We start from the raw sequence: 12,973 nt of genomic DNA on the forward strand, positions 1-12,973 counted from the left end.
GGTTGGTCATGGCCCTGAACTTCGGCCAAGTAGGCTGCAAAATGCTTCAGGGATGCACGCGCAGACGCAAGACTCGCTGGTGAGACTTCCTTTTCACGTACCGCCGTCCATCTATCCAAAACGTCAGCAAACGGCGTAGCCTCGCCCAGCGCGATCTCACGGAACTGTCTGTAGTATTTCCCGCCATCCTTGCCTGATGCGTTAAGTTGCTCTGTGCGGTCTTCCAGCATGAGGTCCATGCCGTCCATCATGCGCCTTCTGGGATCGCTGGGACCTTCAAGATCATCGTATTCGTCAGTACGCTCTGATGCGCTCTGAAGCTCACGCCGGGCGTCCAACGCATCCGCAATCAGGTTTTCAGGCTTCATCCAATCGGGCTGCCAATGGCCGTGGATAGGCAGTAGGCCAACCGCCACCAATCTAGTGTCCAAGTCCTCACGCATCGCCGCAAGGGCCTTGTCGCGCCTTTTGACGGCTTCTTTCGCATCACGCGTTCCGAGAGATCGGATCACTTCCTGCTTGACGCCTGATTTGGTCTGGAACGCCTTCCCCGCATCAGCCCAGCGATCTCGGGGAATCGACAAACGAACAGACCATGTGAGGCCACCTGTCCGCCTTAAGCCGTGCATATCGTCATCTCGTAGCGCCTTCTTGGTCATGGAAGGACTACCGACGAGGTACTACCAGCATGGTAGTGAGCTACTACCGGCATGTGGTCATAACTGATTGATTTCATTAAGGAAAATTGGACCTGGTGGAGAGAGTTGGATTCGAACCAACGTAGGCGTACGCCAGCGGATTTACAGTCCGCCCCCTTTAGCCACTCGGGCACCTCTCCGGGTCGGCGGTTGGGATATGGCGGATTGACGGCTATGTCAATTACCAGTTGTCGATTATATGCTTTTTTATGGCCAGAAGATCTCCCTCCCGTTCCGCTCCCGATCGTTCCACGGATCGATCCGCTCCTCATGCCGGCAATGCCGATCACGGCTCTTCCCAGCCTGGTGGTCGCACCAGGGAACGGAGTGGCCGTTCCGGTCGTGGCCATGCGGCCAGTTCCGGCCCCGGCTACTGGATTTACGGTTATCATGCCGTGCAGGCCGCCCTCGCCAATCCCGAGCGGGTGATTCACGATTTTCTGGCAACGCGCGAAGCTGCGGCTTCTTTTGAAAATGCCTCCCGCAAGCCGCAGATCGTGGACCGTGAGCGTCTCGACCGGTTGTGTGAACGCGATGCCGTGCATCAGGGTGTCTGTCTGCGGGTCGAACCCCTGGAGACGCTGGCCATTCCCGACATCGTCGAGCGCAAGGGGCCGGTTCTGGTGCTGGATCAGGTGACGGATCCACGCAATATCGGCGCCATTCTGCGCTCCGCTGCGGCGTTCGGAGCGGCTGCGCTGCTCGTGCAGGATCGCAATGCCCCGCAGGAAAGCGGTGCGATGGCGAAGGCGGCGTCAGGCGCGCTGGACGTTGTGCCCATTCTGCGCGAGGTCAATCTCTCCCGCGCGCTTCAGGCGCTTCAGGCCGAGGATTTCTGGGTTGTCGGGCTGGATGCCGGGGGCACGCGACTGGATGGCAAGAGCTTCGCCGGGCGTCGTGTGGCGCTGGTTCTGGGAGCCGAGGGCGCAGGGCTGCGTCGTCTGACGCGCGAGACGTGTGACGAGATCGCCAGCGTCTATATGCCGGGCGACATGGAGAGCCTGAACGTCTCCAATGCCGCGGCCGTGGCACTTTACGAGCTGGTTCGCCCGATCTGAGCCACGTTCCGGGAACACTGGATGCTCCCGGAAATCTGACGGTCAGTTGGGGCCGGATATGGCGGACGGGTAATCCGTATAGCCTTCAGGGCCCTGACTGTACCAGGTCTTCATGTTGTCGGGCTGCAAGGCGATGCCACGGGCGAAGCGCTCCGGCAGGTCGGGGTTCGAGATGAACTTGCGGCCGAAGGCGATCGCATCGGCCCGGCCTTCCGCCAGGGCTTCCTGCGCCATCTCGAACGTATAGTCCTGATTGAGCACCAGCGGGCGCGTGAACACCTTGCGGATCTGCGGTGACAGTTTGGGCTGGTCCGTTTTGCCGAAGGTGCCATTCGGGCCGGGTTCACGCAGTTCGAGCCAGGCCACGCCCAGATCCTGAAGCAGCTTTGCCGCCGGGACAAAGACCGTCTCAGGCGCGCTGTCGATGCAGCCCTGCGTATCGCCGTTGGGGGACAGGCGTACGCCTGTGCGGTCGGCACCGATGGCGGCGATCACGCGCTCGGTGACTTCCCGCAGGAAGCGGATGCGGTTTTCAGGGACGCCGCCGTACTCATCCGTGCGATGATTCGTGCCGTTTCGCAGGAACTCGTCGATCAGATAGCCATTGGCGGCGTGGATCTGCACCCCGTCGAAACCGGCGCGGATCGCATTGCGGGCGGCGTTCTCGTAATCGTTCAGAATACGGCTGATATCCGCGGCATCAATTGCGCGGGCCTGCTCGAACGGCTTCTTGCCTTCATAGGTATGAACCTCGCCGGGGGCCGTGGTCGCGGACGACGAGACGGGCTGCGTTCCGGTCACGGACGAATGGACCATACGGCCCATATGCCAGAGCTGGCAGACGATTTTTCCGCCCTTTGCATGCACACCGGCCACGATCGGCTTCCAGGCCTCGACCTGAGCATCGGACCAGATTCCCGGTGCGAACGGCCAGCCCAGACCTTCGCGGGAGATACCCGTGGCTTCCGTGATAATCAGCCCGGCACTGGCGCGCTGGGCGTAGTATTCCACCATGATGGGGGTCGGAACGGCCTCCTTGTCGGCACGTCCGCGCGTGAGCGGCGACATCACGATCCGGTTTTTCGCGTGAATGGGACCGAAATCAATGGGATCGAACAGGGTTGGCATCACTTGTCTCCTCTGGACAGGCCCTCATATTGTTCGACATAACTCGAACAAGGCAAGCTTTTTGTTTGATGCGAGTCGAACAAAGCAGGTGTTGCGATAAAATCTCAGGAAAGGGATAAGACCCCCATGGCTGCCTACGACCATCCTGATCTCGCGACGTTCGAACTGACTGTGGTGCTGCGCGCCCTGGCCGATCCCGCGCGTCTGGAGATCGTGCGGCATCTGGCGCGGGTCGGGGAAGCGAACTGCGCCACGCTGATCGGAACGCGGCCCAAATCCAGCATGTCGCATCATTTTCAGGTTCTGCGGGACAGCGGCATCCTGCGGACCCGCATCGAGGGCGTCCAGCATCGCAACTCCCTGCGCCGCGAGGAACTCGACACACGGTTCCCCGGGCTTCTGATGGCTGTCCTCAACGCCCCCTGAAAGACGACCTCTGAAATGCCCCCTGAGGCCGGATCTCAGTTCCGGCGCCAGATCTGTTCGTGGATGCAGGTTGCGAAGATCAGCCAGACGAAAAACGGCACCTGCATGGCGGCGGCCTTGCAGTCCACCTTGTGCGCCGTGCGGATCGAGGCACCGGACGTCATGACCAAGCTAATGCAGATGGCCAGACCCGTGCCGAGCTGGCGCTTGCGGAACACGAAGAACGGAAATCCGGCCACGCCTGCGACAAACAGGGCCCATAATGTCAGAGCCGTCGTGCGGGCGCAGGACGGCTCGGCCCGCAGGAGCCGGTAGCCCGACCAGGCCAGCAGCCCGTCAAGCGCCGTCCAGATCACGGCATAGGCCGGGCCGGGCGGATTGAAATGCGGCTTGTTCAGATGCTCATACCAGCGGCGGGTCGCCCTGTCGTCAGCCGGACTGATTTCCCGGGCAGCGTACTGCACTCCGAAAACCGTACCGGCGGCGATGACCGCATCAACCAGACGTCCCATAATCACTGATCCTTCATAAATCCTGTTGCCTTAACGCGGCAGCAGGGCTCACGGTTCAGCGAGCTTTAGGGTCAGATTACGGCGTAGACGGCACAGGCGTGCCGAAATCCAGCTCGGCAGCGATCTTTCCGGCTTCCGGATTCCACAGCAGAACGCGGTCACTTCCCGCTCCGCTCAGCGTCACCGCCATCAGACCATCCGGACGGGACGTGACTGCCGTGATGTGCTCGCCTGGACCCAGCGGAAGCGCGAGACGGGAAAAGCCGCCCTCAGCCAGCGGCACGGTGGCCGTGACGCTCGGAAGGGGATGCAGAAAACGATAGGCAATCACGCCGATCAGCCCGAAGACGGCCGCGACGATCAGCACGCCCATCAAAATCACGGCGGCCAGAAGCGCTTTTGGTGTGTGCGACTCGCTGTTCGCCATTTCCTCGGCTACACCCTGTGTCATGTCTGATCCTGTTTCCCCATTCCGTCTTGTTGTCGATGCGTCCACGGCTGGCCAAAGGGCCGACCGGGCGCTGGCGGACGCCATCGGCACGGTTTCACGCTCCCGGGTCAAGGCCCTGATTGAAAGCGGCAATCTTTCCGTCAATGGAAAGACGGTCTGCGAGCCCGCGGAAACGCTGCGCGACGGCGTGGAAATGGTGCTGACTTTTCCCGCCCCCACCCCTGCCCGGCCGGTCGCCGAGCAGATCCCGCTCAATATCCTGTACGAGGACGACGATCTGATCGTGCTCGACAAGCAGGCCGGGCTCGTCACCCACCCTGCACCAGGCAACGAGACCGGCACGCTGGTCAATGCGCTGCTCGGACATTGCGGGGAGGGATTCGAGGGCATTGGCGGCGAGAAGCGTCCGGGAATCGTGCATCGCCTGGACAAGGACACGTCCGGGCTGATGGTCGTGGCCAAGACGGCGATGGTCCATAACGCGCTGTCCGACGCCTTTGCCGCCCGTGACATCGACCGCGCCTATCTGGCGCTCGCCTGGGGGCTGCTTCCCGCCGAGGGCGAGTTCGACGGCAATATCGGCCGCGACAAACGGGACCGCAAACGCATGGCCGTTGTGGGTAGTGGCGGCAAGATCGCCTTAACGCGCTTTACACTGATCGAACCCTTTCAGGCCGCCGTATCGCTGATCGAATGTCGCCTCGCCACTGGACGGACCCATCAGATCCGTGTTCACCTTTCAAATGCAGGCCACCCCCTGCTTGGTGACCCGGTCTATCTGCGCCGGATTCCCGCAGCGGCGCGCGGTCTGTCGCAGGACGCAAAGGAAGCGGCCCTTGACTTTCCCCGTCAGGCGCTCCACGCGACCCGACTCGGATTCATCCATCCGCGGACCAAAAAGCAGCTTTCTTTCGAAACTGCGCCTCCCGAAGACTTCCAGACCTTGAAAAAGCGATTGATCGGCTAAACCTTCAAAAGCCATTGACTTTTTTGGCTGAGCCTGTCATAAACAGCTCATCCGACGAGCTGACGCGCCGCCGGAATGGATCGTACCACCAGAGGTCGCCCAGTCCGGGGGCTGACGGTCGGGGACGTGAAAGTCCTTCCCAATGCGTCACCTGGGTCAGACGGAACTATCCCGTCGCCGGTCCGTATGAGTCTCCATCTCATCCGGATGCGGGTTAAGCCCCGGGCGAAAGGAGTCGAAGATCATGGCATCCCCCGCCGTCATTTCAGTGGGTCCCGAAAACAACCTGACCCGCTACCTTCAGGAAATCCGCAAGTTCCCGCTGCTGACGCCGCAGGAAGAGCTCGATCTCTCCCGGCGCTGGCGCAAGGACGAAGATACGGGCGCGGCACACCGCCTCGTCACCTCCCATCTGCGTCTCGTGGCCAAGATCGCCATGGGCTATCGTGGCTATGGCCTGCCGGTGAACGAACTCATCAGCGAGGGCAATATCGGTATGATGCAGGCCGTGCGCCGGTTCGATCCGGAGCGTGGCTTCCGTCTCGCCACCTACGCCATGTGGTGGATCCGCGCCGCCATGCAGGAATACATCCTGCATAGCTGGTCGCTGGTGAAGATGGGCACGACCGCCGCGCAGAAGAAGCTGTTCTTCAACCTGCGTCGCCTCAAGGGGCAGATGCAGGCCATTGATGATGGCGATCTGAAGCCCGAGCAGGTCAACTCCATTGCCACCACGCTCGGCGTGCCGGAGCAGGACGTGGTTTCGATGAACCAGCGTCTGGCCGCGCCCGACCACAGCCTCAATGCGCCGCTGCGCATCGACGGTGAAGGCGAGTGGCAGGACTGGCTCGTGGACGATCACGAGAACCAGGAGCAGACTTACGCCGCATCCGAAGAGTTCACGGGCCGCAAGGCGCTGCTGGATCAGGCCCTGATGACGCTGAACGAGCGTGAGCGTCACATTCTGAGCGAACGCCGTCTGAAGGAAGAGCCTTCCACGCTGGAAGATCTGTCCCATCATTACAACGTCTCGCGGGAGCGTATCCGCCAGATCGAAGCCCGTGCAATGGAGAAGCTTCAGAAGGCCATGGCCGCTGAAGTCGAGCATCGCCGCCGCGAAAACGGGCTTCAGGCCTGAGGACAGCCATCACGAAAAAAGCCCACGGGGATATCCGGGCGGGCTTTTTTCATGACAGATCGGCAGGCCCAAGTCTTTTCAGGCCCAAATCTTTCTCAGCACCACCCTGACGGCCTGCGGGCGCCACAGAACGGAAGATAAGCGGACAACCCGTTTCTCAGCATCGCGTCGCCACTTCTCCCTGCAAAAAGCAAAAAATGCCGGGGAGATTACCCTCCCCGGCATTTTTCATGTGAGCCCCAGATCGTGGCCCGCGGAGCGAAGCACCTCGATGCCCGGGAGGATTTTGCCTTCCAGCCATTCGAGGAAGGCACCACCCGCCGTAGACACATAGGTCATCTCGTCCACGACGCCCGCATGACGCAGGGCCGAGACCGTGTCACCACCGCCGGCGATCGTCTTGAGCTTGCCTTCTTCCGTAAGCTGCGCCGCATACTGCGCAACCTCGACCGTTGCCCTGTCGAACGGTGCGATCTCGAACGCACCGAGCGGGCCGTTCCAGACCAGCGTCCTGAGCGTGTCCAGACGGTCCCGGATCAGTTCGACCGTGCGCGGACCGGCATCAAGGATCATGGCATCGTCCGGGACTTCGCCGATCAGGCAGGTCTCGGTCGGGACATTGGCCTTGAACTCACGCGCCACGACCGCATCGACCGGCAGGACGATCTCGCAGCCTTTTTCCTGCGCGAGATGAGCGATCCTGCGCGCCGTCTCGTGCATGTCGGCTTCCTGCAGGGACTTGCCCACATTCATGCCTTCAGCCGCGAGGAACGTGTTGGCCATCGCGCCCGTGATGAACAGCGTGTCCACCTTCTCGATGACATTCCCGATCAGATCGAGCTTCGTCGAGATCTTGGAACCGCCGATGATCGCGCCGACCGGACGTTCCGGGTTTTCCAGAGCCGCCGACAGGGCGCTCAGCTCGGCCTGCATCAGACGCCCGGCGAAGGACGGCAGATCGTGGGCCACGCCTTCGGTCGAGGCATGGGCACGGTGCGCGGCCGAGAACGCGTCATTGACGAAGATGTCGCCGTTCTGCGCCAGAGCCTTGGCGAACTCCGGATCATTGGCCTCTTCACCCGCATGAAAGCGCGTGTTCTCGAGGACGATGATATCGCCATCGGCCATGGCGCCCACAGCGGCTTCCACGGTCGGACCGACACATTCGGCCACGAAGCCGACCGGCTGGCCCAGGATCTGGCCGAGCTTCAGCGCGATCGGACGCAGGGACATGGAGGGGACGACCTGGCCCTTGGGGCGGTCGAAATGGCTGAATACCACGACCCGCGCGCCCTTGTCGGCCAGTTCGCGGATGGTGGGAGCAACCCGCTGCAGACGGGTGTCATCGGTGATGACGCCGTCATGCATCGGGACATTGAGGTCGGCGCGGACCAGAACGCGCTTGCCGCGTGCGTCCACACCATCAAGGGTGCAGAAGGCCATCATTCAGAGACTCCCGAACAGGGCGGCCGTATCGGCCATGCGGTTGGAGAAGCCCCACTCGTTGTCGTACCACGAGCAGACCCGCACCATCTTGCCACCATCGACGAGGATCGTCTGCGTCGCATCGAAGATCGAGGACGCCTTGTCATGGTTGAAGTCGGAGCTGACGAGCGGCGCCGTGTTGTATTCGAGGATACCCTTGAGGGAACCTTCGAGCGAGGCGGCACGGATGGCTTCGTTGACGGCTTCGGCGGAGGCCGGCGTGCGCGTCGGGACGAAATCCAGCGAGACGACCGAGACATTCGGCGTCGGGACGCGGATGGACGTTCCGTCCAGCTTGCCCTTCAGATGCGGCAGGACCAGACCGACGGCCTTGGCGGCCCCCGTGGAGGTCGGGATCATGTTCAGGGCGGCGGCGCGGGCGCGGCGCGGGTCCTTGTGCAGGGTGTCCACCGGGCGCTGGTCGCCCGTGTAGGAATGGATCGTGACCATGTAGCCACATTCGATTCCGAATGCCTTGTCCAGAACGGACGCCACGGGAGCAAGGCAGTTCGTGGTGCAGGACGCGTTGGAGATGATCTTCATGTCCGGTGTCAGGACGTCGTTGTTCACGCCGTAAACGATCGTCGCATCGACATCCGTGGCCGGAGCGGAGATGACGACACGCTTGGCACCCGCTTCCAGCAGGGCAGACGCCTTCTCGCGGGAGGTGAACAGACCCGTGCATTCCATCGCCACATCGACACCCTGGAACGGAACCTGCGCCGGGTTGCGCTCGGCGGACACCTTGATCGGACCATAGGTACGGCCATTGGCTTCGATGATCAGGCTGTTGCCCTCGGCGCGGACCGTTCCGGGAAGACGGCCATGCGTGCTGTCATAGGCCAGCAGATGCGCGTTGGCCTCGACCGAACCCAGATCGTTGATGGCGACAACCTCGACATCCGTCCGTCCGCTTTCGATGATGCCACGCAGCACCAGCCGTCCGATCCGTCCGAAACCGTTGATCGCGATTTTTACAGCCATGACCTGCCCTACTCCGTTCCTTGAAAACTCGGGCATCTTCCATAGCACCGCCACAGCGGAGCAACAGGGGGCATCAACAGTTTTTCATGAAGTTGATTCTATAATCTTGCTCAAAGCCTCCGTTCCTGCGACGGTTCCGCGCGATATGGCACCATTCGTCCGACATTTCCGTTCACCGCGAGGTCCTGCCCCCCGGTCCGCCCTTCTGATGGGAGGGCTGCTGCTGGCCGCGCCCCTGCTCTCGGGGTGCAAGCTGCTGGACCAGCGCACGTTCAATCCGAATGCGGGCAAGCCGCCTCATCCCTATATTCCGCCGGCGCCACCGGCTCCGCCGCCGCATGCGCCGTTCCTCTCGGTCTCCGAAGGCACACCGGAATCGGAGTATGGCCCGGTCGTCGAACGTGCCGCAAAGGCCGCCCTGTCGCGCAAACCGAATGTGCTCTTCATCGTGCGGGCCTTTGCCCCGCCGCAGCCGACCCCGGACGCGCAGGCACAGGCCCTAACAGATGTGACCAATCATCTGGCGGTGATCGTCGCGTCTCATCTTAAACAGGCTGGCGCGCAGCCCATCCAGATCGAAATGCACGCCATCACCGACCCGTCGGCCACCAAACCGTCCGTCCGCGTCGACGTGCGCTGATCTCTGACGGCATGTGCATGTTTCTTGGCGTCATGGCCCCCGCCGTTCTGCGGATGACCGGAACACTTCGGCAAACATCTGTCCTTTAAAGCAGCCGGGTCAGAAGCAGCCCCAGCGCCACGCCAGTCGCGAGCAGGATCAGCCCGTTGCGCAGACGTGTTCCGCCCGGCGTCCGCTCCGGCACGATATTAAGCGCCGCACTCTCCCGAAGCGCGGCCATTTCTTCCTGCTGGGCCCGGGCTTCTTCCTGTTCCTGCCAGATCTGGCCGCTCATGCGCCGGATATAGTGTCCGGCATCGGCGGGCGTTGTCGCAGCATGATCCACCACGCGCTCCGCCAGGGTGCGATTCGCCGTATGGCCCAGTCCCAGAACGCGGTGCGCCGGACAGACGGCGAGCGCCTCCATCACCATCGGACTCTCGAACACCACGAAATCGGACACATCTCCGCCGCCGCGGATCAGGACGATGATGTCTTCCCGGCAGGTGCGGATTGCCTCTGCCAGACGGCCGGGATCGTTCATGGCCGTAGGCAGGCTTCGCACACGTTCCGGACGCCAGGCGCCGCCGAGGGCCTGAAGAAAATCCTCGGCCACCAAAGCGCTGGATGCTGCGGAATGGATCAGCAGAAGCCGCGCATCAGGCCGCGCAGGATAGGGATGAAACGCGCAGGGCAGCCCACGCAGGACATCCAGCACGGAACGTTCCACACGCTCCGCCCGCTGCTGTCCCGGATCGTGGAGTTCCACCGCCACCACGTCGAACCGCAGAGCGACCTGTCCGCGATACTGCCGGGCGCGCAGCATGCCGGTGACATGGACATGATCGCCCGGACCAACTTCCGCCCGCGCCAGAATGGATTTCTGAACTTCCAGTCCAATCGTTGTTCCGAACTGCGGGTCAATCAGCGGAAGCTGGTAATATTTGGGATAGGAATTGGGCGCGGCATCGCCAAGCTGTCCCGCCACAACCAGCGGAAAGCCCCATTCATCGAAAGCGGCGCAGATCTCATCCAGCCGGGCAGAGAAGAGGTCCTGCACCTGAAGCGGAGAGAGGACTGTCAGTGTTGTTGTATCTCCCGCCGCGGAAGATGAGCGGGAGCGTCTCGGAAAAGCGTCCATCCGTTACCATATGGAGAAAGAACAAATGTTCTTACAGGGGGCTGACGCCCTCTCACGCGGTTTTTTGCCTGTTTTTCAGAAGGTTGTGGGCTGGTGAGCCGATTTGATCCCGAAGAGCTGTTCGAACGTCTTGCCCGGTCCCGGTTCCGCACACGCTTTCATCTGGACGATCAGGCGCGACTCTATCTCGAAAGCCGGGGCCTTGATGCCGTCATGGAGCATGGTGCGGCCTTCATTGCCGAACGCCTGGCTCCGGCCCATCCGCCCCGCGACGGCAAGCAGACGCCCATGCGTGGTCATCCGGTTTTCATCGCCCAGCATGCCACCGGTGCGTGCTGCCGGAGCTGCCTGTCCAAATGGCATGGCATGGCGCCGGGAAAGGCGCTGACGCCTGAACAACAGGCGCAGATCCTGCTTGTGCTGCGAAGCTGGATCGAGCGGGACTTTGGGCGGACCGTACCCAGCAGCCCGGCGCAGGGCGCGCTTTTCTGAAGCCTCAGTCCGGCTGCCGGCGCGGCACGAACTGCTCCGCCAGAAAGATCAGCAGAAGTGCCGCAGCACCCAGCACGATCTGCGAGCGCGTTTCGGGCTGGATCAGCATGGCGATCAGCGTACATCCGATCAGGACCAGAGCGGCATAGGCCTTCCATGGCGATTCAGGCACGAGTTTGAGGCGTCCCGCCACGATCATGGTGTTGTTGAACACCATGAACCCGCCCGTCAGACTGACCAGCAGGCCGAAGATCAGCGTCGGAGAGAGCACCGCCACGGCGGCGACCAGAATGGACGCAAACGCACTGACCAGAATGGCGCGGCGAGGGAGTTTTGTGGATGCATCCACCGTCAGGAACAGCCCCGGCGCGGAACCGGATTCCGCCAGTTCATACAGGATGCGGGACGTCACATAGATCCCGGAATTGAGGCTGGAGAGTGCCGCCGTCATGACCACGACCGCCAGCGCCACATCCGCGAACGGGACATGCAGCCGGTGCAGAACCAGAAGAAAGGGCGAATATCCCGGGACCACATCGCTCCAGGGCACCAGACACAGAACGAGCGCGATGGAGACGATATAGAACCCGCCGATCCGTAGCGCGATGGAGCGCGTGGCGCGGACGATGTTCTGTTCGGTGTTGTCGGACTCAACGGCCGCGACGGTGGAAATCTCGCTGCCGCCCATGGAGAACAGGATGGTCGGGATCACCGCCAGAAGCGCCAGCCAGCCATGCGGCAGCAGACCGCCATGCGCGAACAGGTTGTCATGGACCGGAACAGGGTGGCTCAACAACGCCCAGACGCCGATCCCGATGAAGCAGACGATTGCCAGAACCTTGATGGCCGAGAACCAGTATTCGAACTCGCCATAGCCTTTGACGGACATGAGGTTCACCCCCGTCATCACCGCCATGATGAGGATTTCCAGCACCGCGTAGGGCAGCGGAATATAGGGGGCAAGCATCGTCGCCACCGCGATGACCTCCACGGCGATCGCGATGATCCATGTCAGCCAGTAAGCCCAGCCCGCGACGAAGGCCGCACGGTTGCCAAGCGCATACTGGATCTGCCCCAGAAACGAGGCCCGTCCCGGCACTTTCAGCGCCAGATCGCGCATCATCAGATTGACCAGAAACACCAGCGTTCCGGCAAGCGCATAGGACAGCAGCACCGCGGGGCCACCCAGCGAGAGTGCCGCGGACGCCCCGATGAAATATCCCGCCCCGATCACGCCGCCGAGGGCGATCATGACGACATGGCGCGTACGCAGACTGTGGGCAAGCTGGTCGGGCTGGCTCATGGACAAGGGCTTCCTGCTGTGGACGGGACGGTGTTGCGGGCCGGACGTTTCAGACCGGAAGGTCCCTGTTGTCCGCCAGGGTTTCCATGGTCATGTACGAGGTGATGGCATCAAGCTCCACCTTGCTGATGATCTGCTGATAGACACGATCGAAATCGTTCATGTCGCAGGCCACCACCTTCAGAAGATAATCGTATTCACCCGCGATCCGATAAAAATCAACTATGTTCGGGATCGAACCGACCACCTTGCGGAATGTCTCGAACCATTCGCGCGAGTGATGGCGCGTGCGCATCAGCACGAACACCGTCAGGGTCAGCCCCAGCGCGGAGGCGTTGAGCCGCACCGTATCATGGGCGATCACACCGTCCTCGCGCAGGGCGTTCAGGCGCCGCCAGCAGGCATTTTGCGACAGGCCGACCTTCTCCGCGAGTTCACGCTGGGAGGGGGTGCCCTGCTTTTGCAGGATTCTCAGGATCGCCCTGTCCGTCTGATCTATTTTTCTGGCCATATCGCTTTATATGACCACAAAAAGGATTTTTCATCCGCAAAAAAGAAGCGGTTTTCACTC

At 62.0% G+C, this 12,973-nt stretch carries 14 protein-coding genes, 1 tRNA gene and 1 pseudogene; 6 read left to right on the plus strand and 10 right to left on the minus strand.

The features are described 5' to 3' along the window. Both GFJ39_RS10345 and GFJ39_RS10350 read right to left on the minus strand, forming a co-directional pair. Positions 1–659: pseudogene (locus tag GFJ39_RS10345) on the minus strand (hypothetical protein); the annotation flags it as partial. A gap of 93 nt (positions 660–752) precedes the next feature. Next, a tRNA-Tyr gene (locus GFJ39_RS10350) sits at positions 753–838 on the minus strand. Positions 839–907: 69 nt separating this feature from the next. Between GFJ39_RS10350 and rlmB the strand changes: the two genes are divergently transcribed. Next, complete coding sequence (gene rlmB, locus GFJ39_RS10355; RefSeq protein ID WP_153431264.1) at positions 908–1,756, plus strand: 23S rRNA (guanosine(2251)-2'-O)-methyltransferase RlmB; 849 nt, start codon at positions 908–910, stop codon at positions 1,754–1,756. Positions 1,757–1,798: 42 nt separating this feature from the next. Here rlmB and GFJ39_RS10360 read toward each other — a convergent pair whose 3' ends face one another. Then, positions 1,799–2,884, minus strand: a complete 1,086-nt coding sequence (locus GFJ39_RS10360) for an alkene reductase (RefSeq protein WP_153431265.1) — start codon at positions 2,882–2,884, stop codon at positions 1,799–1,801. Positions 2,885–3,010: 126 nt separating this feature from the next. Here GFJ39_RS10360 and GFJ39_RS10365 point away from each other — a divergent pair, with 126 nt between their 5' ends. After that, positions 3,011–3,310, plus strand: coding sequence for an ArsR/SmtB family transcription factor (locus GFJ39_RS10365; protein WP_153431266.1), 300 nt, complete (start codon positions 3,011–3,013; stop codon positions 3,308–3,310). A 35-nt stretch (positions 3,311–3,345) separates the two neighbouring features. On the opposite strand, the gene GFJ39_RS10370 is transcribed toward GFJ39_RS10365, so the two are convergent. Together GFJ39_RS10370 and GFJ39_RS10375 are read right to left on the minus strand one after the other, a co-directional pair. Next, on the minus strand, positions 3,346–3,822 hold the full coding sequence (locus GFJ39_RS10370; protein WP_153431267.1) for a TspO/MBR family protein: 477 nt from the start codon (positions 3,820–3,822) through the stop codon (positions 3,346–3,348). A gap of 76 nt (positions 3,823–3,898) precedes the next feature. Next, a complete protein-coding gene (locus tag GFJ39_RS10375; protein WP_153431268.1) occupies positions 3,899–4,273 on the minus strand; it encodes a hypothetical protein in 375 nt (124 codons plus the stop codon). Here GFJ39_RS10375 and GFJ39_RS10380 point away from each other — a divergent pair. Both GFJ39_RS10380 and rpoH read left to right on the plus strand, forming a co-directional pair. After that, the gene (locus GFJ39_RS10380) at positions 4,272–5,240 is read left to right on the plus strand and encodes an RluA family pseudouridine synthase (RefSeq protein WP_153431269.1); all 969 of its coding nucleotides are present in this window, start codon (positions 4,272–4,274) and stop codon (positions 5,238–5,240) included. The genes GFJ39_RS10375 and GFJ39_RS10380 overlap by 2 nt on opposite strands. A 244-nt stretch (positions 5,241–5,484) precedes the next feature. Next, entirely contained in the window at positions 5,485–6,378 is an 894-nt protein-coding gene (gene rpoH, locus GFJ39_RS10385; RefSeq protein ID WP_153431270.1) for an RNA polymerase sigma factor RpoH, read from the plus strand. 228 nt (positions 6,379–6,606) lie between these two features. On the opposite strand, the gene GFJ39_RS10390 is transcribed toward rpoH, so the two are convergent. Both GFJ39_RS10390 and gap read right to left on the minus strand, forming a co-directional pair. After that, positions 6,607–7,821 carry a phosphoglycerate kinase gene (locus GFJ39_RS10390; RefSeq protein ID WP_153431294.1) on the minus strand — a complete coding sequence of 405 codons (1,215 nt, stop codon included), beginning with the start codon at positions 7,819–7,821 and terminating at the stop codon, positions 6,607–6,609. A gap of 3 nt (positions 7,822–7,824) precedes the next feature. Continuing rightward, entirely contained in the window at positions 7,825–8,847 is a 1,023-nt protein-coding gene (gene gap, locus GFJ39_RS10395) for a type I glyceraldehyde-3-phosphate dehydrogenase (protein ID WP_153431271.1), read from the minus strand. Positions 8,848–9,055: 208 nt separating this feature from the next. Between gap and GFJ39_RS10400 the strand changes: the two genes are divergently transcribed. Further along, positions 9,056–9,487, plus strand: coding sequence for a hypothetical protein (locus tag GFJ39_RS10400; RefSeq protein WP_228391895.1), 432 nt, complete (start codon positions 9,056–9,058; stop codon positions 9,485–9,487). Between the two features lie 85 nt (positions 9,488–9,572). On the opposite strand, the gene GFJ39_RS10405 is transcribed toward GFJ39_RS10400, so the two are convergent. Then, entirely contained in the window at positions 9,573–10,607 is a 1,035-nt protein-coding gene (locus GFJ39_RS10405; RefSeq protein WP_153431273.1) for an exodeoxyribonuclease VII large subunit, read from the minus strand. A gap of 93 nt (positions 10,608–10,700) precedes the next feature. Between GFJ39_RS10405 and GFJ39_RS10410 the strand changes: the two genes are divergently transcribed. After that, positions 10,701–11,099 carry a DUF4186 domain-containing protein gene (locus tag GFJ39_RS10410; RefSeq protein WP_062497770.1) on the plus strand — a complete coding sequence of 133 codons (399 nt, stop codon included), beginning with the start codon at positions 10,701–10,703 and terminating at the stop codon, positions 11,097–11,099. A 4-nt stretch (positions 11,100–11,103) separates the two neighbouring features. Here GFJ39_RS10410 and GFJ39_RS10415 read toward each other — a convergent pair whose 3' ends face one another. Together GFJ39_RS10415 and GFJ39_RS10420 are read right to left on the minus strand one after the other, a co-directional pair. Beyond that, entirely contained in the window at positions 11,104–12,402 is a 1,299-nt protein-coding gene (locus tag GFJ39_RS10415; RefSeq protein ID WP_153431275.1) for an amino acid permease, read from the minus strand. 49 nt (positions 12,403–12,451) lie between these two features. Then, entirely contained in the window at positions 12,452–12,913 is a 462-nt protein-coding gene (locus GFJ39_RS10420; protein ID WP_153431276.1) for an Lrp/AsnC family transcriptional regulator, read from the minus strand. Positions 12,914–12,973: the final 60 nt, after the last annotated feature.

The organism is Gluconobacter aidae, assembly GCF_009547075.1.
Taxonomy (GTDB): domain Bacteria; phylum Pseudomonadota; class Alphaproteobacteria; order Acetobacterales; family Acetobacteraceae; genus Gluconobacter; species Gluconobacter aidae.